Genomic DNA, 25967 nt, shown 5'->3' on the forward strand with positions numbered 1-25967 from the left:
GGTTTGTTCCTGAAGGTATTTTACGAAGTTATTCAATGGGTAAGGCTGTGGTGTACTTAATCTGTTCCATGGCGAAGCTTGAGGTGACGTCCGACAAGCCCGGGACGCTGTTCACCAGCCGCTTGTAGAAATCATCATAGCGCTTCATGTCAGCCACCTGGACGCGCATCAGGTAATCGTACTCGCCGGCCATACGCCAGAAGCCGAGCACCTCGGGCATCTCAGACACCTGAGTGACGAAGCGGCAATACCACTCGCTGCTGTGGTGTTGGGTTTTTATCAGCACAAATGCCGTCAGCCCAAGCCCCAGTTTTTCGGGATCGAGTAATGCGACGCGCCCCAGAAGAATGCCGTCATCTTCCAGCTTTTTTAGGCGCTTCCAGCACGGTGTGGTGGTCAGATTAACGGCATCTGCCAGCGCCTGCAAAGAGAGGGTACAGTCACTTTGCAGCAATGAAAGGAGCTTGCGGTCAATTTTATCTAGCATACCCACCTCATAGAGAAAATTTTTCTCCCTTCATTCTATTTTAAAGGCCAGATAGCAACAATTTTTTCTGTGCTTTTCGCTATGCTGGGCACAAAATGACAAACGGATAACTACGATGAATAGCACCTGGGTTAAACATGCCATCAGCGAAATCAATGCCGACTACCAGCGCTCGGCGGATACCCACCTGATTCGCCTCCCCCTGCCGGGATTTGACGGTATTCAGCTCTACCTGAAGGATGAAAGCACCCATCCTACCGGTAGCCTGAAGCATCGCCTGGCGCGCTCTCTGTTTTTATACGGTTTGTGCAACGGCTGGATCAAAGAAGGCACGACCATTATTGAATCCTCATCCGGTTCAACGGCGGTGTCTGAAGCCTATTTCGCTCGTCTGCTGGGCCTGCCGTTTATCGCCGTGATGCCCTCCTGCACCGCAAAACGAAAAATCGAGCAGATCGAATTTTACGGCGGACGCTGCCATTTTGTGGAAAGCGCCTGCGAGATCTACGCCGCCTCTGAAATGCTCGCCCGCGAGCTAAACGGCCACTATATGGACCAGTTCACCTTTGCCGAGCGCGCAACGGACTGGCGCGGCAATAACAACATTGCCGACAGTATTTTCCGCCAGATGACCCACGAACCGCATCCGGTTCCGTCGTACATTGTGATGAGCGCCGGTACGGGCGGCACGTCAGCCACTATCGGACGCTACATTCGCTGTCAGGGTTATGATACCCAGCTGATGGTGGTTGACCCCCAGAACTCCGTGTTCCTCGACTACTGGCAAAGCCGCGATGCCAGCCTGCGCAGCCCGGTGGGCAGTAAAATTGAAGGAATTGGCCGCCCGCGCGTGGAACCGTCGTTCATTCCTGACGTTGTCGACGAAATGCTCCGGGTGCCGGACGCCGCCAGCGTCGCCACCGCGCACTGGCTGGAGACGCAGCTCGGCCGCAAGGTGGGCGCATCAACGGGCACCAACATGTGGGGCGTACTGCAGCTTGCGGCACGCATGCGCGAGGAAGGCCGTACCGGCTCCATCGTCACGCTGCTGTGCGACAGCGGCGAGCGCTACCTTGAGACCTACTACAATGCGGAGTGGGTACAGGCCAACATCGGCGACATCACCCCGTGGAAAGCGCAGATTGCGCAGCTGCTGAAATAAAAAAAAGCCAGACCGAAGTCTGGCTTGCTGGAAGGGTCTCACTATTCGGGGGAATATGGGAGGTTGTTATTGTCCAGCCAATGCGTCAAAAAATGGGACACCGCTTCGTTGCCGCAGTGTCCGATAACCGGCAGATGAGGAAGCTCTGCGATCAGCTGCGGCATCGCATTCCCCATAATCAGGCCGCGCCCAACGCTGCCCAGCATTTCGCGGTCATTCATGGCGTCGCCAAACGCCATACACTCCTGCAGCGTTAAGCCCAGGTGGTCGCTGAGCACCGCCAGGGCTGAACCTTTGTTACAGCCCACCGGCAGGACTTCAAGACAATCCACCGCCGAGAAGGTCAGGTGCGCCCGGTCGCCCAGCGCCTCATTTAACTGAATGCGTAAGCGGCAAAGATCGTCGTGATCGCCACAGAAGCAAATCTTGGTCACCGCGTGGGCGGGGATCCGGCGCAGATCGATAAGCTGGTATTTGAAGCCGCTATAAACATGCGCGTGCAACAATTCGGGGATTTCGCTTCCGGTAAACCAGCCTTGATCGTTGAATACGTGGATACTGGCCTGCGTGTCCCACGTGCTGTGCAGAACAATATCCGCCACTTCCGGGTTGAGATCCTGGCGGTGCAGCACCTCTCCTTCAACGGTGTGAATGCGCGTTCCGTTACCCGTGATTAAAAACGCATCCAGGGAAAACGTGCCCAGCAGATGACGCATCTCCAGCACGTGGCGGCCAGTGGCAAACGTCAGGGTGACATCACGCTCGCGCAGACGCTTCAGGGTACTCAGCGTTTTCTCCCCCAGACGGTGATCCGGCATTAACAACGTACCGTCCATATCAAATGCAGCGAGGCGGGCCATGATTACTCCTGAAATGTGATGCGATTAACTTGTGCATCAGTATCGTGTGAGATATACGGAAGTAATAGTGAATAGATGAAAATTATTGTTCCGGGTTTCTTATGCGCCAGCTTAACCGTCTTAACCAGTATCAACGCCTGTGGCAACCTTCCGCTGGCGCTCCACAGCAGGTCACCATAAGTGAGCTTGCCAGCCGCTGTTTTTGTAGCGAGCGGCATGTCCGCACCCTGCTGCGTCAGGCTCAGGAGGCGGGCTGGCTCAGCTGGCACGCGCGGTCTGGTCGCGGCAAGCGCGGTGAGCTGACGTTCCATGCCAGCCCGGAGTCACTGCGCAATGCGATGATGGAAGAGGCGCTGAAGAGCGGGCAGCAGCATAACGCGCTGGAGCTGGCCCAGCTTGCTCCTGAAGCGCTGAGATCGTTGCTGCATCCGTTTTTAGGCGGGCAGTGGCAAAACGACACGCCGACGCTGCGTATCCCCTACTATCGCTCGCTGGAGCCGCTTCAGCCGGGCTTTTTGCCTGGCCGGGCGGAGCAGCATCTGGCGGGACAGGTATTTTCAGGCTTGACGCGTTTTAACGGTAACAGCAGTGAACCCACGGGCGATCTCGCGCATCACTGGGAGGTCTCTGCTGACGGGCTGCGCTGGCATTTCTACATTCGCTCCACCCTGCACTGGCATAACGGCGATAAAATAGAAACGGCGCAGCTCCAGCGAAGCCTTACGGCACTGTTGACGCTTCCCGCCCTGCGCACCCTGTTCAGGAGCGTTTTACGTATCGAAACAACGCATCCACAGTGTCTGACATTTATGCTGCATCAACCGGACTATTGGCTGGCGCACAGGCTGGCAACCTACTGCAGCCGTCTGGCGCATCCCGATTATCCTGAACTTGGCTGCGGCCCTTTCCGGCTGGCCGCCTTTGAGCCCGACCTGGTTCGTCTGGAAAGCCATGAGCAATACCACCTGAGCCATCCTCTGCTCAAAGCCATCGAATACTGGATCACCCCCCAGCTGTTTGATTACAGGCTGGGCACCAGCTGTCGTCACCCGGTGCAAATTGCGATTGGCGAGGCCGATGAGCTTGAAACCCTGAGGCTGGTCAGCAGCAGCACCAGCCTGGGCTTCTGTTACCTCACGCTGAAACAGAGCGCGCGTCTGAGTGAGATCCAGGCGAAGCGGCTTATCAATATCATCCATCTCTCCAGGCTTCTGCACACGCTTCCGCTCAACGAAGGACTCATTACGCCCACCGGGGAACTGCTTCCCGGCTGGACAATCCCCGAATGGCCTGACTTAACGGACGTTGCCCTGCCTGAGGCGCTGACGCTGGTTTACCATCTTCCCGTTGAGCTTCACACCATGGCCAGCCAGTTAAAGGCGTACCTGGCGCGACAGGGTTGTGACCTGACCGTCATCTTCCACGACGCCAAGACGTGGGACGGATGCCAGCAGCTTGCCGATGCAGACATCATGATGGGGGACAGGCTGATTGGCGAAGCGCCAGCGTATACGCTTGAGCAGTGGCTGCGCTGCGATGCCCTGTGGCCGCACGTGTTAAGCGCACCGGCCTACGCCCATCTGCAAGCCACGCTGGATTCGGTGCAGTCTCAGGCCGAAGCTCGGGACCGACACGCCGGTCTGCAAGCCATTTTCAACCGCCTGATGGAGAATGCGGTGCTGACGCCGCTTTTTAACTATCAATATCAAATCAGCGCCCCGCCGGGAGTCAACGGCATACGCCTCAACACCCGCGGCTGGTTTGATTTTACCGAAGCCTGGCTACCCGCCCCCAAATCGTGAAGAAGCTGGTCGCCGCCGTAGCCAGACGGTAACATAACGGTTTTACCGTAACAGTCGAGATGATTTATGAAACGTGCCGTCGTCGTGTTCAGCGGAGGACAAGACTCTACAACCTGCCTGGTTCAGGCCCTTCATCAGTATGATGAAGTTCACTGTGTGACTTTCGATTATGGCCAGCGTCACCGCGCTGAAATCGACGTTGCCCGTGAACTGGCCCTTAAACTGGGGGCACGCGCGCACAAGGTGCTGGACGTTACGCTGTTAAATGAACTGGCCGTCAGCAGCCTCACCCGGGACAGTATTCCTGTACCGGACTACGAACCCGATGCCAGCGGCATTCCGAACACGTTTGTGCCGGGGCGTAATATTCTGTTCCTGACCCTGACGGCGATTTATGCCTATCAGGTAAAAGCCGAAGCGGTAATTACGGGCGTATGCGAGACCGACTTCTCAGGATACCCGGACTGCCGCGATGAGTTTGTCAAAGCGCTTAACCACGCCGTCAATCTGGGGATGGCGAAAGAGACGCGCTTTGAAACCCCGCTCATGTGGCTGGATAAAGCCGAAACCTGGGCGCTGGCCGACTACTGGGGCAAGCTGGATTTGGTTCGCAGCGAAACCCTCACCTGCTATAACGGCATCAAAGGCGACGGTTGCGGCCAGTGCGCCGCCTGTAATCTGCGCGCTAACGGGCTTAACCACTATCTTGCCGATAAAGCCGGCGTGATGGCCGCGATGCAGAAAAAGACCGGGCTTAAATAGGGCTACTTAACCGTGCTGTCGAACAGTTTCACACCGGCAGCACGGGTGACTTTCATCAGCGTTGTCAGCGTTGGGTTGCCGTTGTCTGATAAGGTTCGGTATAGCTGCTGACGAGAGAGGCCTGATTTAGCAGAAATTTCTCCGATGCCACCGCGTGCTTCGATAACCTGGCGGAGTGCAATGAGATAGGCAGGGATCCCCTGGTCTTCATAGATTTCTTCCAGGGCTGTTTGCAAATAACGCTGAGCGTAGGAAGGATTCTCTCGTAGCATTTTCACAACAGCATCATGATGGCTAACAGAACTCGAATATTTTCGTTCAGTGGCGCTCATTCGATTGTCCTTTAATTTGATGATCTTTCCAGTAATCTATTGCCAGTTTGATATCCGCTTTTTGGCTCTTTTTGTCACCACCGATAAGTAACAATAAAACCTGCCGATTCTTTACTGCAAAATAGATTCTGTAGCCGGGGCCACTGTCGACTCGCATCTCCCAAACACCTTCCCTGAGGTATCTGTAATCGCCAAAATTACGTTTTATTGCGCGGTTGATCCGCATAAGGATCCGGAAAACCGTATCCGGATCCCTTCGATTCATTCTGGCTACCCACTCCTCAAACGGCACTTTCCCGTCACGGGTCCGGTAACGTTCAACAACGTAGTCCCTGTCCATTATTCTATCCCTGAAAAATCCTTTTGTCTTTTATAAAAGACAAAATCCTACGCGATCATCAACTCCAGCTTTTCCCGCAGCTCCCCTTCCAGCGGCAGCGCTTTCTGAGTTTTCAGATCGATACAGACAAAGGTGATCAGTGCATCAGCCACCACCTGCCCTTCTGGATCGAGCGTCACCACCTGGCTTAACACGCCGCTCTTGCCGTTTAGCTGTTGTACCTGGCTGGTCACGGTGAGCACATCGCCCAGCACGGCCGGACGGCGATAGTTGATGTTGATATTGACGACCACGAACGCGATGTTGTGCGCGGTCAGCCACTGAAAGCTTTCACTGTTTTCCAGCCCGTCCCAGCGCGCTTCTTCAAGAAACTCAAGATAGCGAGCGTTATTGACGTGCTGATAAACATCAAGATGGAAACCGCGTACTTTGATTTTTGTCTGCATAGCGCAATAGCCTTTCATTGTTTTAGGATCAGAGGTCATAACTGGTATGACCTCTTTATCCTGGCAAACTTTTGCCGCAGTGCAAGAAATTGCGTTATTACAGTGTCAGGTGTGAGAGGTTGCGCTCAACCAGCGCGCTGCCCATGCCCGGAACCTGTTTGAGATCGTCGACCGTTTTGAATGGGCCGTACTCTTCACGATAGCTGACGATAGCCTGCGCTTTTTTCAGGCCCACGCCATTCATTGCGCGGGCGAGATCCTCTGCCGAGGCCGAGTTAATGCTGACCCGCGTACCGTCATCATCCGCATTTTTACCGGCGTCAGCCGCTTTGGTCTGCCCTTGTACCGGCACGGCCGCGTCAGACTTGCTCTGCGTAGCCTGTGGTTTGGCGGCGGGCGTCGCCGCCTGCGCGCCCGCGCTCATCCCGGTGGTGGCAATAGCCAGCGTAATTAACAGTGCTTTGATTCCACATTTCATGCTGTTATCTCCTTGTTTGTTGACAGCCACGCAACGATAGCCGCCTGTGAAAACAGGCACAAACAGCAGATTGCAGAAATGGAAAAGGCCGCGAAAGCGGCCTTTAGTTTTTGCAGAGCGTTACGAAAATCTGCGAGCAGACACGTAATTACTGCTGCTGAGTCATGACATCGCCCAGCTTGATTTTGGCGTCTTTACGCAGGTTGCTCATCATGGCTTCGAAAGCAATCTGAGCATTGTTCTGAGTAATGCCCTGAACCATCGCCTTCTTCTGCGCTTCTGGCAGAGTGCCGGCTTTCACGTCGTCCAGCGCCAGCAGAACAACGTTACCCTGCATATCGGTGGTGGTACCGAAGCTTGGCTTGTCTTTTGCCGGCAGCGTCAGGCTAAACGCGGCCTGACTGATTGGGTCCTGACCGGTGCGGCTCAGCGTCTTCGCCTCACCGAAGCTCAGACCTGCCGCTTTCAGCGCGTCCTGTTTACCCGCTTTCAGATCGGCCAGAATCTTCTCAGCGTCCAGTTTAGCCTGCTGTTCTGCTTTGTTGTGCTTAACCTGAGCGACGACCTGATCCTTCACTTCCGCCAGCGGTTTGACCGCTTCTGGCTTGTGCTCGCTGACGCGCAGAACAAAGGCGCGATCGCCGTCAACGGTAATGATGTCAGAGTTGCTGCCCGGCGTGCCGTTCTCGCCCACCAGACCACCGTTAAAGATGGCATCAGAAACCGGTTTGAAGTTCAACTCTTCCGGCAGGTTGTCGCGACCAAACCAGCCGGTCTCAACCGCTTTGACACCCGCCGCCTGCTCTGCACCTGCCAGAGATTCGTTGTCGTTGCTGGCAGCATCGCTCACCTTCTGCTGCAGCGCGTAGTAAGCATCCAGGGCTTTTTCCTGTTTCACTTTCGCGGCGATATCATCACGAACCTCAGCCAGCGGCTTGGTTTTCGCCGGGGTGATGTCGTCCAGACGCACGACCAGGAAACCAACGGATGATTTAATCACACCAGACAGCTGGCCTTTCTCTTTCAGGCCGGCATTTTTCAGCTCGTCGGGCGTGGTTGCGTCTTCCAGCCAGCCCATATCACCGCCGTTTTTCGCAGAGATAATATCGGTGGATTTCGCTTTCGCAAGGGTGGCGAAATCAGCGCCTTTGTTCAGCTCATCCAGTACCGCCTTAGCATCTGCTTCAGTTTTGGTCTGAATCACGCTGTAGCGGTTACGCTGCGGCTGAGTGAACTGATCCTGATGCTGGTCGTAGTAAGACTGGATCTCGGCATCAGACGCGCTTTCCTGCAGCGCAGCTGCATCCAGCTTAATGTAGCTGACGCGGAACTGCTCCGGAGAAACAAAGGTGTTTTTATTCTGCTCGTAGTAAGCATTAACGTCTGCGTCGCTCACCTGCTGTTTCGCCGCCAGGGCGTTCACATCAATGGTCGCTTCACGGACCACGCGCTGCTGTGCCACCAGCGCGGCCAGTTCGTCGGTTTCACCTTTAAGCATGAAATCGGTACCCACGACAGCGTTAATGAGCTGCTGGGTTGTCAGCTGGTTACGCAGCGCCTGCGCGTACTGATCCGCCGTCATGCCCATCTGGTTAACGATACTGTTGTAACGCGCGTTGTCGAATTTACCGTTAGACTGGAATGCCTGAGTGGCGAAGATCGCTTTTTTGACCTGCTCGTCGCTGATGCCAAGGCCCAGCTTTTTGGCATACTGATCCAGCAGCGCTTCGTCGATAAGACGGTTCAGTGTCTGTTGGCGCAGGGTTTTCATGTACCCTTCATTCGCCGCCAGTTCAGAGAATTGGTCGCCCAGCTGTTGCTGCATACGGTTACGCTCACCGGCAAAAGCATTCTCGAACTGACCACGGCTGATTTCCTGGCCATTCACTTTTGCGGCATAGTTCGCGCCACCGCCAATAAGGTAACTGCTCACGCCGGTCAATATGAACGACACGATAATGATACCGAAAATAATCTTGAGCACGAGACTGTTAGCAGCCGTGCGTAAGCTGTCCATCATGGTGTAACAACACTCCGCTGTAGGTGACTGGTTACCTGACGCTGACGGAAAATCCTGCCCGTCGCGCGTGAAGGCGTATTGTGACAAGAAAACGGGGCGATTGTCAGCCCACAACTCGCATAAACTCGCACAAATCAGGTCTGGACAAACAAAAAAGGCACATCAAACGATGCGCCCTTGTACTATCCGGCTTCCCTGAAACGGGAAAGCAATCAGTTTACTGCGTCTTTCAGCGCTTTACCTGCACGGAAACCCGGCACTTTAGCAGCAGCAATGGTGATCTCTTTACCGGTCTGAGGGTTGCGGCCAGTACGGGCAGCACGCTCTTTAACAGCAAAAGTACCGAAGCCTACCAGTGCAACGTCGTCCCCAGCCTGCAGAGATTCAGTAACAGAAGCAATTAATGCATCTAACGCACGTCCAGCTGCAGCTTTAGAAATATCAGCACCAGCAGCAATTTTGTCAATCAGTTGAGATTTATTCACTGTTCTCTTCCTCTCTTTATAATTTATATCGCGCCTGAGTCCTTCACAACGCGACCGCGCAGCAGTTATATCAGGCCTGCCATGACCTTACAACACCCGTTGTTGATGGCTGACCTAATCAGCAATCTAAATTAGCTATACAAAAAAAGGCTGGCAAGTGCGAAATGACTTACCAGCCTTGTTTTTATTGACGCTCTTTGCGCGAGGTCACTATTTTGCGGTTACAACCTGCATTCCGGAGGGTTCATTCTGCAGTGCGAGACTGAGAACTTCCTCAATTCGCTTAACAGGATGGATCTGCAGATCGGCAATCACGTTGTCCGGAATCTCTTCCAGATCGCGTTTATTTTCGTAAGGGATCAATACGGTTTTGATCCCACCGCGGTGTGCCGCCAGCAGTTTTTCTTTTAATCCGCCGATTGGCAGGACCTGACCGCGCAGCGTAATTTCACCAGTCATTGCCACATCGGCACGTACCGGGTTGCCCGTCAGACAGGAAACCAGAGCGGTACACATGGCAATACCCGCGCTTGGGCCATCTTTCGGCGTCGCCCCTTCAGGAACGTGAACGTGAATGTCGCGTTTTTCGTAGAAATCCGGGTTGATACCCAGTTTTTCCGCGCGCGCGCGCACCACGGTCAGCGCAGCCTGGATGGACTCCTGCATCACTTCACCCAGCGAGCCGGTGTAGGTCAGCTTGCCTTTGCCCGGCACACAGGCGGTTTCGATGGTCAGTAGATCGCCGCCCACTTCCGTCCATGCCAGACCGGTCACCTGACCCACGCGGTTTTCGTTATCCGCGCGGCCATAGTCGAAACGCTGAACGCCCAGGTAGGCATGCAGATTGTCACCGTTAATCACGATGTGCTTCAGGCTCTTATCCAGCAGCAGCTGTTTTACCGCCTTACGGCACAGCTTAGATATTTCGCGCTCAAGGCTACGCACGCCCGCTTCACGGGTGTAGTAGCGAATGATGCCGATAATCGCGCTGTCCTCGACGGTCAGCTCGTTGGCTTTCAGCGCGTTACGCTCAATCTGCTTCGGCAGCAGGTGCTGTTTAGCAATGTTCAGCTTTTCGTCTTCGGTATAACCGGAGAGGCGGATCACTTCCATACGGTCCAGCAGCGGTGCCGGTATGTTCATGGAGTTGGACGTTGCCACGAACATTACATCGCTGAGGTCGTAGTCCACTTCCAGGTAGTGATCGCTGAACGCCACGTTCTGTTCTGGATCAAGCACTTCCAGCAGAGCAGACGCCGGGTCGCCGCGCATGTCCGACGACATTTTGTCGATCTCATCAAGCAGGAACAGCGGGTTTTTAACGCCCACTTTCGCCATTTTCTGGATCAGTTTACCCGGCATAGAACCGATGTAGGTACGGCGGTGACCACGGATTTCCGCTTCATCACGCACGCCGCCCAGCGCCATACGGATGTACTTACGTCCGGTCGCTTTGGCGATGGACTGACCCAGAGAGGTTTTACCCACCCCCGGCGGTCCTACCAGGCACAGAATTGGGCCTTTAATTTTGTTTACTCGGCTTTGTACCGCGAGGTACTCAAGGATGCGGTCTTTCACGCGTTCCAGGCCGTAGTGGTCAGTATCGAGGATCTCCTGGGCCTGACGCAGGTCTTTCTTGACCTTGCTGCGGGCGTTCCACGGAACCTGCACCATCCACTCAATGTAGCCGCGCACGACGGTTGCTTCAGCCGACATCGGAGACATCATTTTCAGCTTCTGCAGTTCTGCTTCGGCTTTCTCTTTCGCCTCTTTCGGCATCTTCGCCGCGTCGATTTTACGCTTCAGCGCTTCGTTTTCGTCCGGTGCGTCGTCCATCTCGCCCAGCTCTTTCTGAATGGCCTTCATTTGCTCATTCAGATAGTACTCACGCTGAGATTTTTCCATCTGCTTTTTCACGCGGTTACGAATGCGCTTCTCAACCTGCAGCAGATCGATTTCAGACTCCATCATCGCCATCAGATATTCCAGACGTTCGTTAACGTCGGACATCTCCAGCACGGACTGTTTGTCAGCCAGCTTCAGCGGCATGTGTGCAGCGATGGTGTCCGCCAGACGCGCAGGATCGTCGATGCTGTTCAGCGACGTCAGCACTTCTGGTGGGATTTTCTTGTTCAGCTTGATATAGCCTTCGAACTGGCTAATCGCGGTACGTACCAGCACTTCCTGCTCGCGCTCATCAAGTTCAGGCGAATCAAGGTACTCTGCCTTGGCAGAGAAGTGTTCGCCATCGTCTGACAGCGTGGTAATACGCGCACGCTGTAAGCCTTCGACCAGCACCTTCACGGTGCCGTCCGGCAGCTTCAGCATTTGTAAAATAGAGGCCACGGTCCCGACGGTGAAAAGATCGTTTACACCCGGCTCATCCGTTGATGCTTCTTTCTGGGCCACCAGCATGATTTTTTTATCATGATCCATGGCGGCTTCGAGGCAACGGATAGATTTTTCCCGCCCTACAAATAAGGGTATGACCATGTGCGGATAAACCACCACATCGCGCAACGGCAATACGGGGATTTCAATGCGTTCAGAACGCTCAGGATTCATAGAGCTCTCTCTTAGTTTAGTGTCCGCCAGGTAAGCTGGTCATGTCACAGTGCTTCACATAACCATTAACATGTATCCAGTATATGGGGATGTTTCCCACACATTCAACGCTATGAATACGGAAAAAGTAAAGGGGAGATAAAATCCCCCCTTTTTGATTAACTGCTTGTATGATTTGGTGAATTATTCGCCAGATGCCTGCTGGGCTTCCGGTTTACCGTAAATCAGCAGCGGCTTGGATTGGCCGCCGATCACGGACTCGTCGATAACCACTTTTTCGACGTCTTCCATCGACGGCAGATCGTACATGGTGTCGAGCAATGCCGCTTCAACGATAGAGCGCAAACCACGCGCACCGGTTTTACGGGCCATCGCTTTCTTGGCAATCGCATCCAGCGCTTCGTCACGGAATTCCAGCTCAACGCCTTCCAGATTGAACAGCGCCTGATACTGCTTGGTCAGCGCATTTTTCGGCTCTTTCAGGATCTGAATCAGCGCGTCTTCGCTCAGCTCATTCAGCGTTGCTACAACCGGCAGACGGCCAATGAATTCAGGGATCAGACCAAATTTGATCAGATCTTCAGGCTCAACCTGCGAAAGCAGTTCACCTTCGTTGGCTTTCTCGGACTTCGCCTTCACCGTTGCGCCAAAACCGATGCCGGAGCCGGTTTCAACACGGTGGGAAATGACTTTATCCAGACCAGCAAACGCGCCGCCGCAAATAAACAGGATCTTGGAGGTATCGACCTGCAGGAACTCCTGCTGCGGATGTTTGCGTCCACCCTGCGGCGGAACGGCCGCAACCGTACCTTCGATCAGCTTCAGCAGGGCCTGCTGCACGCCTTCACCCGACACGTCACGGGTGATGGACGGGTTGTCTGATTTACGGGAGATCTTGTCGATCTCATCAATATAAACAATCCCGCGCTGTGCTTTCTGAACGTCGTAATCGCACTTCTGCAGCAGCTTCTGAATGATGTTCTCAACGTCTTCACCCACATAACCGGCTTCGGTCAGGGTGGTGGCATCCGCCATGGTAAACGGAACATCCAGCAGGCGCGCCAGGGTTTCCGCCAGCAGCGTTTTACCGGAGCCGGTTGGCCCGATCAGCAGAATGTTACTTTTGCCCAGTTCTACGCCATTGCTGGTGTCGCCGTTACGCAGACGTTTGTAGTGGTTGTATACCGCCACCGCCAGCACTTTCTTGGCCTGCTCCTGACCGATGACATAGTCGTCAAGGTGATGACGAATCTCATGCGGCGTTGGCAATGCGCTACGCTCACGGTGCGGCGCAACTTCTTTAATCTCTTCGCGAATGATGTCGTTACATAAATCGACGCATTCGTCGCAGATATACACGGACGGCCCGGCAATCAGTTTACGCACTTCATGCTGGCTTTTGCCGCAAAAAGAGCAGTACAGCAGTTTGCCCGAACCATCTTTGCGTTTATCTGTCATGAGTCCAAACCTCTTTTTAAGTTCTTTGTGCCGCACATGACGACGCAAATGCCATTCTAAGACGCGTGTGCTTTAAGCAGCGTGCCGCCCTACCTTAGTATAGCGGCACACTCGCGTCGCGGGCATCAATTACGATGGGTCAATACGGAGTCGACTAAGCCGTACTCAACTGCCTCTGGAGCAGAGAGGAAGCGATCGCGCTCGGTATCGCGCTCGATCTGCTCAAGAGATTGACCTGTATGCTGCGCCATAAGTTCATTCATGCGCGCTTTTACTTTCAGAATTTCGCGGGCGTGGATTTCGATATCCGTCGCCTGCCCCTGGTAACCCCCCAGCGGCTGGTGAATCATCACGCGGGAGTTAGGCAGGCAGAAACGCTTACCTTTCGCCCCTGCGGTTAACAGGAAGGCCCCCATGGATGCAGCCTGCCCCATACAGATAGTGCTGACATCTGGCTTGATGAACTGCATGGTGTCATAAATGGACATGCCCGCCGTAATCACACCGCCAGGCGAGTTGATGTACAGGTAAATGTCTTTTTCCGGGTTTTCCGCTTCCAGGAACAGCATCTGCGCCACGATCAGGTTAGCCATATGGTCTTCTACCTGGCCGGTCAGAAAGATAACGCGTTCCTTGAGCAGACGGGAATAGATATCGAAAGAACGCTCACCGCGTGAGGTCTGTTCAATAACCATTGGCACCAGCGCCATATGGGGTGCAAAGTTATCTCGTTCGCCACTGTATGACATTTCCGTCTCCTGGTTCAAAATTGAAAACACCTGCTGTACTGATTGTAACCTTATGGACGGATTATCAGCCAGTCTCAATCATCGTGATTACATACTTATGGGGTTCGCCACGCCCTATTTCAAGCATAACAACCTTTTGTTGTAACGCTAACACTGAAAGGGCGTTTTAGCACCCTTCCAGAACCCATGCCGCGATAAAAAAAACCCGTCGCCGGAAGGCAACGGGTTTTTTGTTCAAACTTTAAACCGTTAGAGCGAAATTACGCCTGCTGGTTCATCAGTTCGTTGAAAGAGGTCGCTTTTTCGGTCACTTTCGCTTTCGCCAGTACCGCTTCAACAGCCTGCTCTTCCAGTGCGACGTTGCGCATGTTGTCCATCAGCTCTTTGTTCTTACCGTAGAACTCGATCACTTCTGATGGATCTTCGTATGCAGACGCCATCTCTTCGATCAGGCCCTTCACACGCTCTTCGTCAGCTTTCAGCTCGTGGGTACGAATCACTTCGCCCAGCAGCAGGCCAACAACAACGCGGCGTTTCGCTTGCTCTTCGAACAGCTCGCGCGGCAGTTCCATCGCTTGCTGCTGGTTGCCACCGAAGCGCTGTGCAGCCTGACGGCGCAGCACGTCGATTTCGCTGTCGATCAGGGCAGCAGGAACGTCGATTTCGTTCGCTTTTACCAGACCTTCAATCGCCTGAGATTTCACGCGGTTACGCACAGCACCGTTCAGCTCGCGCTCCATGTTCTTACGCACTTCGGTACGCAGGCCTGCAACAGAACCATCTTCCACGCCGAAACGCTTGATGAACTCTTCAGTCAGTTCTGGCAGTTCGCGCTCTTCAACTTTCTTCAGGTTGATGACGAACTTCGCTGCTTTACCTTTCAGGTTTTCAGCGTGGTACTCTTCAGGGAAGGTCACGTCGATGGTGAACTCTTCGCCCGCTTTGTGGCCTTTGATGCCGTCTTCGAAGCCTGGGATCATACGACCCTGGCCCATTGCCAGTACGAAATCAGACGCTTTGCCGCCTTCGAACTCTTCGCCGTCTACAGAACCGGTGAAGTCGATGGTTACGCGGTCTTCCGCGTCAACAGCGCCTTCTTTCTCTTTCCAGTTCGCCTGCTGCTTACGCAGGGTGTCCAGCATGCCGTCAACGTCTTCGTCAGTCACGGAAACGATCGGTTTTTCAACTTCGATAGATTCCAGGCCTTTCAGCTCAACTTCCGGGTACACTTCGAACTCTACGGAGTAGGTGAAGTCTTCGCCCAGTTTGTATTCGCCTGGCACGTAGTTTGGCGCGCCGGCTGGATTGATTTTTTCTTTGATGATCGCGTCGATAAAGTTGCGGCTCATCAGTTCACCCAGCACATCCTGACGCACGGAAGCGCCATAACGCTGAGCAACAACATTCATTGGTACTTTGCCCTTACGGAAGCCGTCAATACGTACTTTTTTTGCTACGTTGACCAGCTCGCTTTTCACAGCAGTTTCGATGCTGTCAGCAGCGATAGTAATCGTTACACGGCGGCCAAGGCCTTGAGTGGTTTCAACTGAAACTTGCATCTTGTTACCTCAAAAAAATCACAGTGCTCGGTCAACTCTGAATCTGTCTGTTATACCGGGATGCTCTCTTAGTGCAGATTCACATTCCCTGTCGCCAGAATCATCCCGAAGACATTCAATAAGACGCGGCATTATAGCGGCATCACTTAGGTGAGTCGAGAACGGTTGGAGCATGTTGCTGCGGCTTTTTTCACACTTTAAGGCTATTTTTAGCCTTAAAATCGCACCATCCGCTCAAAACTCAGACAAAACAAAACGGCCCGGAAGCCGTTTTGAGGAAATCTGTAAGCAACATACTGGAAAAGCTCCAGCCGTTGCAAATCCGATTTATCAGGCGATGGTGCCTGCACCGCGACACGGCGGCGACGCAAAAACCGTATCCTGCAAGCCTTCCCATTCCTTAATGGTGTAGGTATGCAGTGCCAGCGCATGCACGGTCGTGGAGAGTTCTTCCGTCAAGGTGCTGTAGATCAGGCGATGTCGGTTCAGGAAACGTTCTCCCGTGAAGCGATCGCTAACCAGAACCACTTTAAAGTGGCTTTCAGAACCTGCCGGCACGTTATGACGATAGCTTTCGTCGACGACTTCGAGGAACACAGGGTTGAACGCTGCCCTTAATTTTTCTTCTATCTGTTCACGTATCATCATGAAATTACTCCTCCGACAACGCTAAGATGTCACCCATCCCTTTAAATGTTAGCCGCTTTTACCGTTTCCATTACACCTTGACAACAAATATTTAGCTTTCGTCTGATTTTCTCATTCAAATGCATGAAGTTCACTGTGACACTCATACCTGTCGTCTCTGGCGGGAGGAGAAAAAGGATGAGCTGGTCAGTTTTCAGACAAGACGATGAATTTACATGCGTTGACCACTTCCCCTGGCCGTAGTCGATGATATGATGGCGGCAATTTTTCTCTCTTTAATGCTTACGATTCGTTGAGAACCTGAAAATGTTTAAAAAACTCTTCTTTCCGTTGGTAGCCCTTTTTATGCTGGCAGGCTGTGCGACTCCGCCTACCACTATTGATGTCTCACCAAAAATCACCCTGCCTCAGCAGGACCCAAGCCTGATGGGCGTCACCGTGAGCATTAACGGTGCCGATCAGCGTCAGGACCAGGCGCTGGCAAAAGTGACTCGCGACAACCAGCAGGTGACGCTGACCGCATCCCGCGACCTGCGCTTCCTGCTGCAGGAAGTGCTTGAGAAGCAAATGACCGCTCGCGGCTACATGATTGGCCCAAGCGGCGCGGTTGATCTGCAGATTATCGTCAACAACCTGTACGCAGACGTCTCTCAGGGCAACGTGCGCTACAACATTGCGACCAAAGCGGATATCGCCATCATTGCCACCGCGAAGAACGGCAACAAGATGACCAAAAACTACCGCGCCAGCTACTCTGTTGAAGGCGCGTTCCAGGCCTCTAACAAGAATATTGCTAACGCCGTTAACAGCGTGCTGACGGACACCATCGCCGATATGGCGCAGGACACCAGCATTCACGACTTTATCAAGCAGAACGCACGTTAATCCTGCTCACTGGCCCGGTACTTCACCGGGTCAGTTCATAAGAACATGTCCAGTCACTACTTACGCATTTTCCAGCAACCGAAATCAGCGATTCTGCTGATCCTCGGCTTTGCCTCCGGTTTACCCCTCGCGCTCACCTCCGGCACGCTTCAGGCGTGGATGACGGTTGAGAACATCGATCTCAAAACCATTGGTTTCTTCTCGCTTGTCGGTCAGGCGTATGTCTTTAAGTTCCTGTGGTCGCCGGTGATGGATCGCTATACGCCGCCGTTTCTGGGGCGTCGTCGCGGCTGGTTAGTGATGACACAGGTCCTGCTGCTGCTGGCGATTGCGGCGATGGGCTTTCTTGAGCCGACCACACAGCTCCGGTGGATGGCCGCGCTTGCGGTGGTGATAGCCTTCTGTTCCGCCTCTCAGGATATCGTGTTCGACGCCTGGAAGACGGACGTGTTACCTGCGGAAGAGCGCGGTGCCGGTGCGGCGATCAGCGTGCTGGGCTATCGCCTCGGGATGCTGGTCTCCGGCGGGCTGGCGTTGTGGCTGGCCGACCGTTATCTCGGCTGGCAGGGTATGTACTGGCTGATGGCTGCCCTGCTCATCCCCTGCATTATCGCTACGCTATTTGCACCCGAACCGAGCGACGTCATTCCGGTTCCCCGCTCGCTGGAGCAGGCCGTGGCCGAACCGCTGCGTGACTTTTTTGGCCGCAACAATGCCTGGCTGATCCTGCTGCTCATCGTCCTTTATAAGCTGGGCGATGCCTTTGCCATGAGCCTGACCACCACCTTCCTGATCCGCGGCGTCGGTTTTGATGCCGGTGAAGTGGGCGTGGTGAATAAAACGCTGGGGCTGTTTGCGACCATCGTCGGTGCGCTTTACGGCGGCGTATTGATGCAGCGCCTGACGCTGTTCCGCGCGCTGCTGATCTTCGGCATCCTGCAGGGCGCATCTAACGCGGGCTACTGGCTCCTGTCGGTGACTGACAAGCATATGTTCAGCATGGCCGCGGCGGTGTTCTTTGAAAATCTCTGTGGCGGCATGGGGACGGCGGCGTTTGTCGCCCTGCTGATGACCCTGTGCAATAAATCGTTTTCCGCCACGCAGTTTGCGCTGCTCTCGGCACTCTCGGCCGTTGGCCGCGTGTACGTAGGTCCGATTGCCGGCTGGTTTGTAGAAGCCCACGGCTGGCCAACGTTTTATCTCTTCTCGGTCGCTGCTGCCGTGCCGGGGATTTTATTATTGCTGGTGTGTCGCCAGACGCTGGAATATACCCAGCGGACCGAACACTTTATGCCGCGCACTGAATATCACCGCGCCTACCGATTTGCGTTACGTCTGCTAATGGCGGGCTGCGGCGCGCTGGCGCTATGGCTTGTGGTACTTATCGTTAACGCCAGTACGTCTCTGGCGCTCCCCCTCGAAGCTCTTCTGCTGGACGCAGGAGCCCTGCTGGCCATCGCCGGGATCCTGACGGGCGGTCTGCTCGATTTTATGGCATTGCGTAAAACGCAGATGACCTGAAGAAAAAGTGAAAGGTTATTTCCCGTTGTAATCACTAACCGAAATTATAACGGTGAAATAGCCAACAGCCGCTAAAAAAATATTTGTTGTTTTGTGCGGGATAGGATTTGGAAATTATTGGAGCCAATTCCAAAACGCTATTTTTCATTAAACGATTCAGCATTGGAAAGTTTGATTTTTCGTTTTTTAGATGTCTTTTTATTGATAATTAATTGTTAATTTTTTGTATATTTTTAACAATGGTTATACCAATTGCCCCTTTTAGGGTATGCTTGGGGGTCCTTTCGTTATAAAGCCCATATCATGCGGCTTCGGTCATAAAAACCGACATAATCTGCAACACTTGTGACACGTGCGGCAGAACCCGGTAACACCTTCCTGACACAGGCCTAATGATGTTTACAGTAATGTAACCTTCCCGTAAAATGCCCGCACACTTTAAACGCCACCAGACTCCCGTGGAATTGAGGTCGTTAAATGAGACTCAGGAAATACAATAAAAGTTTGGGATGGTTGTCATTATTCGCAGGTACTGTATTACTCAGTGGCTGTGATTCTGCACTACTAGACCCCAAAGGACAGATTGGACTGGAACAACGTTCACTGATATTGACGGCTTTTGGCCTGATGTTGATTGTGGTTATTCCTGCCATTTTGATGGCTGTTGGTTTCGCCTGGAAGTATCGTGCGAGCAATAAAGATGCGAAGTATAGCCCGAACTGGTCACACTCCAACAAAGTTGAAGCTGTGGTCTGGACGGTACCTATCCTGATCATCCTGTTCCTTGCCGTGCTGACCTGGAAAACCACTCACGCACTTGAGCCAAGCAAGCCGCTGGTTCACGATGAAAAACCTATTACCATTGAAGTGGTCTCCATGGACTGGAAATGGTTCTTCATCTATCCAGAGCAGGGCATTGCTACCGTGAATGAAATCGCCTTCCCGGCGAACACTCCGGTTCAGTTCAAAGTGACCTCCAACTCCGTAATGAACTCCTTCTTCATCCCGCGTCTGGGTAGCCAGATTTACGCGATGGCCGGTATGCAGACGAACCTGCATCTGATCGCGAATGAAGCAGGCACCTACGATGGTATCTCCGCCAGCTATAGCGGCCCGGGCTTCTCAGGTATGAAGTTCAAAGCTATTGCGACGCCGGACCGTGCCGCTTTCGACCAGTGGGTTGAAAAAGCGAAGCAGTCTCCAAACACCATGTCTGACATGGCGGCGTTCGAAAAAGTGGCTGCACCTAGCGAATACAACAAGGTGGAGTACTTCTCTAACGTGAAACCAGATTTGTTCAAAGACGTTATTGGCAAATTTATGGATCACGGCAAGAGCATGGACATGACCCAGCCAGAAGGCGAGCACAGCGCGCACGAAGGTATGGAAGGCATGGACATGAGCCACGCGGAAACCGCTCACTAAGGGGCCGAGGAAGAAAATGTTCGGAAAATTGACACTGGATGCAGTGCCCTACCATGAACCGATTATCATGGTTACGGTGGCTGCAATTATCATTGGTGGCGCGGCCTTAGTTGGCCTGATCACTTACTTCGGTAAGTGGAGCTACCTGTGGAATGAGTGGCTGACTTCGGTTGACCACAAAAAACTCGGTATCATGTACTGCATCGTCGGTATCGTCATGTTAATTCGTGGCTTTGCGGATGCAATCATGATGCGTAGCCAGCAGGCACTCGCGTCTGCGGGCGAAGCCGGCTTCCTGCCACCGCACCACTACGATCAGATCTTTACCGCCCACGGCGTTATCATGATCTTCTTCGTGGCGATGCCGCTGGTAATCGGTCTGATGAACGTTGTCGTTCCGCTGCAAATTGGCGCGCGCGACGTAGCGTTCCCGTTCCTGAACAACCTGAGCTTCTGGTTCACGGTTGTCGGTGTAATCCTGGTTAACCTGTCACTGGGCGTGGGCGAATTCGCACAGACCGGCTGGCTGGCTTACCCACCGCTTTCGGGAATTGAGTACAGTCCGGGTGTAGGCGTTGACTACTGGATTTGGGCGCTTCAGCTCTCCGGTGTCGGTACCACCCTGACCGGTATCAACTTCTTCGTGACCATCCTGAAGATGCGTGCACCAGGTATGACGATGTTCAAGATGCCAGTATTTACCTGGGCATCTCTGTGCGCCAACGTACTGATTATCGCGTCGTTCCCAATTCTGACCGTCACCATCGCGCTGCTGACCCTGGACCGCTACCTGGGCACCCATTTCTTCACGAATGATATGGGTGGCAACATGATGATGTACATCAACCTGATTTGGGCATGGGGTCACCCGGAAGTGTACATTCTGGTTCTGCCTGTTTTCGGTGTGTTCTCCGAAATCGCGGCAACCTTCTCGCGTAAGCGTCTGTTTGGTTACACCTCTCTGGTGTGGGCAACCGTGTGTATTACCGTTCTGTCGTTCATCGTTTGGCTGCACCACTTCTTTACCATGGGTGCGGGCGCGAACGTAAACGCCTTCTTCGGTATCACCACCATGATTATCGCCATCCCTACCGGGGTGAAGATCTTCAACTGGCTGTTCACCATGTACCAGGGCCGTATCGTGTTCCACTCAGCAATGCTGTGGACCATCGGCTTCATCGTGACCTTCTCCGTAGGTGGGATGACCGGCGTACTGCTGGCGGTGCCAGGTGCTGACTTCGTTCTGCACAACAGCCTGTTCCTGATTGCGCACTTCCATAACGTTATTATCGGCGGCGTGGTCTTCGGCTGCTTCGCAGGTGTGACTTACTGGTGGCCTAAGGCGTTTGGCTTCACGCTGAACGAAACCTGGGGTAAACGCGCGTTCTGGTTCTGGATCATTGGCTTCTTCGTGGCGTTTATGCCGCTGTACGTGCTGGGCTTCATGGGTATGACCCGTCGTCTGAGCCAGCAGATCGATCCGCAGTTCCACCCAATGCTGATGGTTGCAGCGGGCGGTGCAGCGCTGATTGCCTGCGGTATTCTGTGCCAGCTGATTCAGTACTACGTGTCCATCCGCGACCGTAACCTGAACCGCGACCTGACCGGTGACCCATGGGGTGGCCGTACGCTGGAGTGGGCAACCTCTTCTCCACCACCGTTCTATAACTTTGCCGTAGTGCCGCACATTCACGAGCGTGACGCATTCTGGGAAATGAAAGAAAAAGGTGAAGCGTACAAGCAACCTGAGCATTACGAAGAGATCCATATGCCGAAAAACAGCGCTGCGGGCATCGTGATTGCCGCTTTCGCAACGGTATTTGGTTTCGCAATGATCTGGCACATCTGGTGGATGGCGATTGTTGGCTTCGCTGGCATCGTAATCAGCTGGATTGTGAAGAGCTTTGACGAGGACGTGGACTACTACGTACCAGTCCGTGAAGTTGAAAAGCTGGAAAATCAGCATTTCGACGAGATTTCTAAAGCGGGGCTGAAAAATGGCAACTGATACTCTGGCGCACTCAACTGCCCACGCGCATGAACATGCGCACCATGATACAGGACCGACCAAAGTCTTCGGTTTCTGGATCTACCTGATGAGCGACTGCATTCTGTTCTGCTGTCTGTTCGCGACCTATGCCGTTCTGGTGAACGGCACAGCGGGCGGCCCGACCGGCAAGGACATTTTTGAACTGCCGTTCGTTCTGGTTGAAACCGCACTGCTGTTATTCAGCTCCATCACCTACGGCATGGCGGCTATCGCCATGTACAAAAACAACAAGAGCCAGGTTGTCTCCTGGCTGGCGTTGACCTGGCTGTTTGGTGCTGGCTTTATCGGGATGGAAATCTATGAATTCCACCACCTGATTATGGAAGGCTTCGGACCGGATCGCAGTGGCTTCCTGTCCGCGTTCTTCGCGCTGGTGGGTACCCACGGTCTGCACGTGACCTCGGGTCTGATCTGGATGGCAGTACTGATGTTCCAGATCTCCCGCCGCGGCCTGACCAGCACTAACCGTACCCGTATCATGTGCCTGAGCCTGTTCTGGCACTTCCTGGACGTGGTATGGATCTGCGTGTTCTCTGTTGTCTATCTGATGGGGGCGATGTAATGAGTCATTCTAACGATCATGGCGCTTCCCACGGCAGCGTAAAAACCTACATGACAGGTTTCATCCTGTCGATCATCCTGACGGTGATCCCGTTCTGGATGGTGATGAGCGGTTCTGCGTCCAAGCCGGTTATCCTGGGAGCAATCCTGGTGACCGCGGTGATTCAGATTCTGGTGCATCTGGTTTGCTTCCTGCACATGAACACCAAGTCCGATGAAGGCTGGAATATGACTGCCTTTATCTTTACCGTGATTATCATCGCTATCCTGGTAGTCGGTTCCATCTGGATTATGTGGAACCTCAACTACAACATGATGGTTCACTAAGAGCGGCGAGTATGTTTAAGCAATACCTGCAAGTCACGAAACCAGGCATCATCTTTGGCAACCTGATCTCCGTAATCGGAGGGTTCCTGCTGGCCTCTAAAGGCAGCATTGATTACACCCTCTTTATTTACACGCTGGTCGGTGTGTCACTGGTGGTTGCGTCCGGTTGTGTATTTAACAACTACATCGACATGGATATCGACAAGAAGATGGAAAGGACCAAAAATCGGGTGCTGGTTAAAGGCCTGATTGCCCCTTCCGTCTCGCTGGTGTACGCCACCTTGCTGGGTATTGCTGGCTTTATGCTGCTGTGGTTTGGTGCTAACCCGCTGGCCTGCTGGCTGGGGGTGATGGGGTTCGTGGTGTATGTAGGCGTCTACAGCCTGTATATGAAGCGTCACTCCGTCTACGGCACGCTGATTGGTTCTCTCTCCGGCGCTGCGCCGCCGGTGATTGGCTACTGCGCCGTCACGAACGAGTTCGACAGCGGTGCGCTCATCCTGCTGGCTATCTTTAGCCTGTGGCAGATGCCGCACTCCTATGCCATCGCGATTTTCCGCTTCAAGGATTATCAGGCAGCGAACATTCCGGTTCTGCCGGTCGTGAAGGGCATTTCAGTTGCCAAGAACCACATCACGCTCTACATCATCGCTTTTGCCGTGGCAACGCTGATGCTTTCTCTGGGCGGTTACGCCGGATATAAATATCTGGTGGTAGCAGCCGCGGTGAGCGTCTGGTGGCTCGGCATGGCCTTGCGCGGCTACAAGGTGGAAGATGACAAAGTCTGGGCACGCAAGCTGTTTGTGTTCTCGATTGTCGCCATCACCTCCCTGTCCGTGATGATGTCCGTAGACTTCATGGTGCCGGACTCGCAAAACCTGCTGACTTACGTCTGGTAAGTTTATGTGATGATGAAAAGGGTGCTTCGGCACCCTTTTTTATTCACGAAATCTATTAATTGCGCATGTAATATTTGTTAAATAAGCCTTTATTTACCCCGCCCCTTCCCCGCACTACACTATGGCCTGCTTTTGAACTGAGGTGGTAATGAACGATTATAAAATGACGCCGGGCGAGCTGCGTGCGACCTGGGGTTTAGGGACTGTTTTCTCGCTGCGGATGCTTGGCATGTTTATGGTCCTGCCCGTTCTGACCACGTACGGCATGGCGTTACAGGGTGCCAGCGAAGCGCTGATTGGTCTGGCGATCGGTATCTACGGTCTGGCGCAGGCGGTGTTCCAGATCCCCTTTGGCCTGCTCTCTGATCGGGTGGGCCGCAAGCCGCTGATTGTCGGCGGGCTGCTGGTCTTTGTGCTCGGGAGCGTTATTGCCGCCCTCTCCCACTCCATCTGGGGCATTATTTTGGGCCGCGCCCTGCAGGGCTCCGGTGCGATTGCCGCGGCGGTGATGGCGCTGCTGTCAGATTTAACCCGCGAGCAAAACCGCACCAAAGCGATGGCGTTCATCGGCGTGAGCTTTGGCGTAACGTTTGCGATTGCGATGGTGCTCGGTCCCATCATTACGCACAAACTGGGTCTGCACGCCCTGTTCTGGATGATTGCGGTGCTGGCGACTATCGGGATCGCACTCACCCTGTGGGTTGTGCCAGACAGTAAAAATCACGTCCTTAACCGTGAATCCGGGATGGTTAAAGGCTGCTTTAGCAAAGTCATCGCCGAGCCGCGTCTGCTGAAACTTAACTTCGGCATTATGTGCCTGCATATTCTGCTGATGTCCACCTTCGTCGCCCTGCCCGGCCAGCTTGCCGCAGCAGGTTTCCCGGCGGCCGAGCACTGGAAAATTTATCTGGTCACGATGCTGATTTCGTTTGTCTCTGTCGTGCCGTTCATCATCTACGCCGAAGTGAAGCGCAAAATGAAGCGCGTCTTCGTGGGCTGCGTGGCGTTACTGCTGATTGCCGAGATCGTGCTGTGGGGTGCCGGCCCGCACTTCTGGGAGCTGATCGCAGGCGTGCAGCTCTTCTTCCTGGCGTTTAATCTGATGGAAGCGCTGCTGCCGTCGCTGATCAGCAAAGAGTCCCCCGCCGGTTACAAAGGCACGGCAATGGGCATTTACTCCACCAGCCAGTTCCTCGGCGTGGCGATCGGCGGCTCGCTTGGCGGCTGGGTCGACGGCCTGTTTGATTCACAAACCGTGTTTCTCGCGGGCGCGCTGCTGGCAACAGTCTGGCTGCTGGTCGCCAGCACCATGAAAGAGCCACGCTACGTGAGCAGCCTGCGGGTAGAAATCCCGGATGACGTGGAGATTAGCGACGCGCTGAAGCAGCGTCTGGAAGGAAAAGAAGGGGTCACAGAGGTGCTGATTGTTCCCGAAGAACGCAGCGCTTATGTCAAAATTGACAGCAAAGTGACGAACCGCTTTGAGGTGGAGCAGGCGCTGAAGGCCTGAAAAAAAGCCCGGTTGAACCGGGCTTTTTTGTCTTAATCGCGGAAGTTTTTAAACTGGAAAGGTTGACCCAAATCCCCGCCGCGCACCAGCGCCATCACGGACTGCAGGTCGTCGCGAGATTTTCCGGTTACGCGAATTTCTTCGCCCTGGATCTGCGCCTGCACCTTCAGCTTGCTGTCTTTGATAAGCTTAACGATCTTCTTCTGCACCGCGCTCTCGATGCCCTGCTTCAGTTTGGCTTCTACAAACCAGTTCTTACCGCTGTGGACAAACTCGTCCGGCACGTCCAGAGACGTTCCTTCGATGCCACGTTTTAACAGCTTGGCGCGCAGAATGTCGAGCAGCTGATTCACCTGGAAATCAGACTCGCTCAGCACCTTAATGGTCTTATTTGCGTCGTTCAGCTCAAACGACGCCTCAACGCCGCGAAAATCGAAACGTGACTCAACTTCGCGGGTTGCGTTCTCAACGCCGTTGCGAACTTCCTGGATATCAACTTCGGAAACAATATCGAAAGATGGCATCTTTTCTTCTCCCTTCACTTTTGTTGCGTTGCATAATACCCGCTACGAGGCATAACTCAACAGAAGCTTAGCTGTATAATTAAGCTGTAACACTTGGCGCAGTTGCAGGTGA

The 25967-nt window shown here is 53.8% G+C and carries 25 protein-coding genes; 11 read left to right on the top strand and 14 right to left on the bottom strand.

Annotated features, from left to right (window positions below):
* Window positions 1-28: 28 nt before the first annotated feature.
* On the bottom strand, window positions 29-487 hold the full coding sequence (locus tag A6013_RS13940) for an Lrp/AsnC family transcriptional regulator (RefSeq protein WP_008503307.1): 459 nt from the start codon (window positions 485-487) through the stop codon (window positions 29-31).
* Between the two features lie 115 nt (window positions 488-602).
* On the opposite strand from A6013_RS13940, the gene A6013_RS13945 reads away from it, so the two are divergent.
* On the top strand, window positions 603-1649 hold the full coding sequence (locus A6013_RS13945; RefSeq protein ID WP_069733278.1) for a PLP-dependent cysteine synthase family protein: 1047 nt from the start codon (window positions 603-605) through the stop codon (window positions 1647-1649).
* A 41-nt stretch (window positions 1650-1690) separates the two neighbouring features.
* Here the strand turns inward: A6013_RS13945 and cof are convergent, their stop codons facing one another.
* The gene (gene cof / locus A6013_RS13950) at window positions 1691-2509 is read right to left on the bottom strand and encodes an HMP-PP phosphatase (protein WP_028012168.1); all 819 of its coding nucleotides are present in this window, start codon (window positions 2507-2509) and stop codon (window positions 1691-1693) included.
* A 101-nt stretch (window positions 2510-2610) separates the two neighbouring features.
* Between cof and A6013_RS13955 the strand changes: the two genes are divergently transcribed.
* Window positions 2611-4311, top strand: a complete 1701-nt coding sequence (locus A6013_RS13955) for an SgrR family transcriptional regulator (RefSeq protein ID WP_069733279.1) — start codon at window positions 2611-2613, stop codon at window positions 4309-4311.
* A gap of 66 nt (window positions 4312-4377) precedes the next feature.
* Window positions 4378-5073, top strand: a complete 696-nt coding sequence (gene queC, locus A6013_RS13960; protein WP_008503311.1) for a 7-cyano-7-deazaguanine synthase QueC — start codon at window positions 4378-4380, stop codon at window positions 5071-5073.
* A gap of 2 nt (window positions 5074-5075) precedes the next feature.
* On the opposite strand, the gene A6013_RS13965 is transcribed toward queC, so the two are convergent.
* From A6013_RS13965 to bolA, 11 genes are all read right to left on the bottom strand, one after another.
* Complete coding sequence (locus A6013_RS13965) at window positions 5076-5405, bottom strand: addiction module antidote protein (RefSeq protein ID WP_028012165.1); 330 nt, start codon at window positions 5403-5405, stop codon at window positions 5076-5078.
* Window positions 5392-5745 (bottom strand): type II toxin-antitoxin system RelE/ParE family toxin, encoded by a 354-nt coding sequence (locus A6013_RS13970; RefSeq protein WP_028012164.1) that lies wholly within the window; start codon window positions 5743-5745, stop codon window positions 5392-5394. Before A6013_RS13970 ends, A6013_RS13965 begins: the two co-directional genes overlap by 14 nt.
* A 47-nt stretch (window positions 5746-5792) precedes the next feature.
* Window positions 5793-6191, bottom strand: a complete 399-nt coding sequence (locus A6013_RS13975) for a YbgC/FadM family acyl-CoA thioesterase (RefSeq protein ID WP_025756175.1) — start codon at window positions 6189-6191, stop codon at window positions 5793-5795.
* A 97-nt stretch (window positions 6192-6288) separates the two neighbouring features.
* Window positions 6289-6669: a helix-hairpin-helix domain-containing protein gene (locus A6013_RS13980; protein ID WP_069733280.1), complete on the bottom strand. Its 381-nt coding sequence runs from the start codon at window positions 6667-6669 to the stop codon at window positions 6289-6291.
* A 148-nt stretch (window positions 6670-6817) separates the two neighbouring features.
* The gene (gene ppiD / locus A6013_RS13985) at window positions 6818-8689 is read right to left on the bottom strand and encodes a peptidylprolyl isomerase (protein WP_069733281.1); all 1872 of its coding nucleotides are present in this window, start codon (window positions 8687-8689) and stop codon (window positions 6818-6820) included.
* Window positions 8690-8901: 212 nt separating this feature from the next.
* Entirely contained in the window at window positions 8902-9174 is a 273-nt protein-coding gene (gene hupB / locus A6013_RS13990) for a nucleoid-associated protein HU-beta (protein ID WP_002444653.1), read from the bottom strand.
* Window positions 9175-9384: 210 nt separating this feature from the next.
* On the bottom strand, window positions 9385-11739 hold the full coding sequence (lon, locus tag A6013_RS13995; RefSeq protein ID WP_023334706.1) for an endopeptidase La: 2355 nt from the start codon (window positions 11737-11739) through the stop codon (window positions 9385-9387).
* A gap of 183 nt (window positions 11740-11922) precedes the next feature.
* Window positions 11923-13197, bottom strand: coding sequence for an ATP-dependent protease ATP-binding subunit ClpX (clpX, locus tag A6013_RS14000; protein ID WP_028012161.1), 1275 nt, complete (start codon window positions 13195-13197; stop codon window positions 11923-11925).
* A gap of 125 nt (window positions 13198-13322) precedes the next feature.
* Window positions 13323-13946, bottom strand: a complete 624-nt coding sequence (clpP, locus tag A6013_RS14005) for an ATP-dependent Clp endopeptidase proteolytic subunit ClpP (protein ID WP_014069126.1) — start codon at window positions 13944-13946, stop codon at window positions 13323-13325.
* A gap of 260 nt (window positions 13947-14206) precedes the next feature.
* The gene (gene tig, locus A6013_RS14010; protein WP_008503318.1) at window positions 14207-15505 is read right to left on the bottom strand and encodes a trigger factor; all 1299 of its coding nucleotides are present in this window, start codon (window positions 15503-15505) and stop codon (window positions 14207-14209) included.
* 330 nt (window positions 15506-15835) lie between these two features.
* Window positions 15836-16153, bottom strand: a complete 318-nt coding sequence (gene bolA, locus A6013_RS14015; RefSeq protein ID WP_003859051.1) for a transcriptional regulator BolA — start codon at window positions 16151-16153, stop codon at window positions 15836-15838.
* A gap of 306 nt (window positions 16154-16459) precedes the next feature.
* Between bolA and A6013_RS14020 the strand changes: the two genes are divergently transcribed.
* The 8 genes from A6013_RS14020 to A6013_RS14055 all read left to right on the top strand — a co-directional run bounded on the left by A6013_RS14020 (window position 16460) and on the right by A6013_RS14055 (window position 25331).
* Window positions 16460-17038, top strand: a complete 579-nt coding sequence (locus A6013_RS14020) for a lipoprotein (protein WP_028012160.1) — start codon at window positions 16460-16462, stop codon at window positions 17036-17038.
* Between the two features lie 45 nt (window positions 17039-17083).
* Window positions 17084-18559, top strand: a complete 1476-nt coding sequence (ampG, locus tag A6013_RS14025) for a muropeptide MFS transporter AmpG (RefSeq protein ID WP_028012159.1) — start codon at window positions 17084-17086, stop codon at window positions 18557-18559.
* A gap of 477 nt (window positions 18560-19036) precedes the next feature.
* Window positions 19037-19984: a cytochrome o ubiquinol oxidase subunit II gene (cyoA, locus tag A6013_RS14030; protein ID WP_008503322.1), complete on the top strand. Its 948-nt coding sequence runs from the start codon at window positions 19037-19039 to the stop codon at window positions 19982-19984.
* 16 nt (window positions 19985-20000) lie between these two features.
* Window positions 20001-21992, top strand: a complete 1992-nt coding sequence (gene cyoB, locus A6013_RS14035) for a cytochrome o ubiquinol oxidase subunit I (protein ID WP_028012157.1) — start codon at window positions 20001-20003, stop codon at window positions 21990-21992.
* Window positions 21982-22596 (top strand): cytochrome o ubiquinol oxidase subunit III, encoded by a 615-nt coding sequence (locus tag A6013_RS14040; protein ID WP_003859057.1) that lies wholly within the window; start codon window positions 21982-21984, stop codon window positions 22594-22596. The genes cyoB and A6013_RS14040 overlap by 11 nt, the downstream gene beginning before the upstream one ends.
* Window positions 22596-22922 carry a cytochrome o ubiquinol oxidase subunit IV gene (locus A6013_RS14045; protein ID WP_006176899.1) on the top strand — a complete coding sequence of 109 codons (327 nt, stop codon included), beginning with the start codon at window positions 22596-22598 and terminating at the stop codon, window positions 22920-22922. Before A6013_RS14040 ends, A6013_RS14045 begins: the two co-directional genes overlap by 1 nt.
* An 11-nt stretch (window positions 22923-22933) precedes the next feature.
* Entirely contained in the window at window positions 22934-23821 is an 888-nt protein-coding gene (gene cyoE, locus A6013_RS14050; protein WP_003859062.1) for a heme o synthase, read from the top strand.
* Between the two features lie 148 nt (window positions 23822-23969).
* Window positions 23970-25331 carry an MFS transporter gene (locus tag A6013_RS14055; RefSeq protein ID WP_045259898.1) on the top strand — a complete coding sequence of 454 codons (1362 nt, stop codon included), beginning with the start codon at window positions 23970-23972 and terminating at the stop codon, window positions 25329-25331.
* A gap of 32 nt (window positions 25332-25363) precedes the next feature.
* Here the strand turns inward: A6013_RS14055 and A6013_RS14060 are convergent, their stop codons facing one another.
* On the bottom strand, window positions 25364-25855 hold the full coding sequence (locus tag A6013_RS14060) for a YajQ family cyclic di-GMP-binding protein (RefSeq protein ID WP_023293165.1): 492 nt from the start codon (window positions 25853-25855) through the stop codon (window positions 25364-25366).
* Window positions 25856-25967: the final 112 nt, after the last annotated feature.

Origin of the sequence: Enterobacter sp. IF2SW-B1, from assembly GCF_001743375.1 — a bacterium.
GTDB lineage: Bacteria > Pseudomonadota > Gammaproteobacteria > Enterobacterales > Enterobacteriaceae > Enterobacter > Enterobacter bugandensis.

Excerpts from the sequence above, each read along its gene's own strand:
- A6013_RS13940 (WP_008503307.1), bottom strand. The coding sequence starts at position 487 with ATGCTAGATAAAATTGACCGCAAGCTCCTTTCATTGCTGCAAAGTGAC.
- A6013_RS13945 (WP_069733278.1), top strand. The coding sequence starts at position 603 with ATGAATAGCACCTGGGTTAAACATGCCATCAGCGAAATCAATGCCGAC.
- cof (WP_028012168.1), bottom strand. The coding sequence starts at position 2,509 with ATGGCCCGCCTCGCTGCATTTGATATGGACGGTACGTTGTTAATGCCG.
- A6013_RS13955 (WP_069733279.1), top strand. The coding sequence starts at position 2,611 with ATGCGCCAGCTTAACCGTCTTAACCAGTATCAACGCCTGTGGCAACCT.
- queC (WP_008503311.1), top strand. The coding sequence starts at position 4,378 with ATGAAACGTGCCGTCGTCGTGTTCAGCGGAGGACAAGACTCTACAACC.
- A6013_RS13965 (WP_028012165.1), bottom strand. The coding sequence starts at position 5,405 with ATGAGCGCCACTGAACGAAAATATTCGAGTTCTGTTAGCCATCATGAT.
- A6013_RS13970 (WP_028012164.1), bottom strand. The coding sequence starts at position 5,745 with ATGGACAGGGACTACGTTGTTGAACGTTACCGGACCCGTGACGGGAAA.
- A6013_RS13975 (WP_025756175.1), bottom strand. The coding sequence starts at position 6,191 with ATGCAGACAAAAATCAAAGTACGCGGTTTCCATCTTGATGTTTATCAG.
- A6013_RS13980 (WP_069733280.1), bottom strand. The coding sequence starts at position 6,669 with ATGAAATGTGGAATCAAAGCACTGTTAATTACGCTGGCTATTGCCACC.
- ppiD (WP_069733281.1), bottom strand. The coding sequence starts at position 8,689 with ATGATGGACAGCTTACGCACGGCTGCTAACAGTCTCGTGCTCAAGATT.
- lon (WP_023334706.1), bottom strand. The coding sequence starts at position 11,739 with ATGAATCCTGAGCGTTCTGAACGCATTGAAATCCCCGTATTGCCGTTG.
- clpX (WP_028012161.1), bottom strand. The coding sequence starts at position 13,197 with ATGACAGATAAACGCAAAGATGGTTCGGGCAAACTGCTGTACTGCTCT.
- clpP (WP_014069126.1), bottom strand. The coding sequence starts at position 13,946 with ATGTCATACAGTGGCGAACGAGATAACTTTGCACCCCATATGGCGCTG.
- tig (WP_008503318.1), bottom strand. The coding sequence starts at position 15,505 with ATGCAAGTTTCAGTTGAAACCACTCAAGGCCTTGGCCGCCGTGTAACG.
- bolA (WP_003859051.1), bottom strand. The coding sequence starts at position 16,153 with ATGATGATACGTGAACAGATAGAAGAAAAATTAAGGGCAGCGTTCAAC.
- A6013_RS14020 (WP_028012160.1), top strand. The coding sequence starts at position 16,460 with ATGTTTAAAAAACTCTTCTTTCCGTTGGTAGCCCTTTTTATGCTGGCA.
- ampG (WP_028012159.1), top strand. The coding sequence starts at position 17,084 with ATGTCCAGTCACTACTTACGCATTTTCCAGCAACCGAAATCAGCGATT.
- cyoA (WP_008503322.1), top strand. The coding sequence starts at position 19,037 with ATGAGACTCAGGAAATACAATAAAAGTTTGGGATGGTTGTCATTATTC.
- cyoB (WP_028012157.1), top strand. The coding sequence starts at position 20,001 with ATGTTCGGAAAATTGACACTGGATGCAGTGCCCTACCATGAACCGATT.
- A6013_RS14040 (WP_003859057.1), top strand. The coding sequence starts at position 21,982 with ATGGCAACTGATACTCTGGCGCACTCAACTGCCCACGCGCATGAACAT.
- A6013_RS14045 (WP_006176899.1), top strand. The coding sequence starts at position 22,596 with ATGAGTCATTCTAACGATCATGGCGCTTCCCACGGCAGCGTAAAAACC.
- cyoE (WP_003859062.1), top strand. The coding sequence starts at position 22,934 with ATGTTTAAGCAATACCTGCAAGTCACGAAACCAGGCATCATCTTTGGC.
- A6013_RS14055 (WP_045259898.1), top strand. The coding sequence starts at position 23,970 with ATGAACGATTATAAAATGACGCCGGGCGAGCTGCGTGCGACCTGGGGT.
- A6013_RS14060 (WP_023293165.1), bottom strand. The coding sequence starts at position 25,855 with ATGCCATCTTTCGATATTGTTTCCGAAGTTGATATCCAGGAAGTTCGC.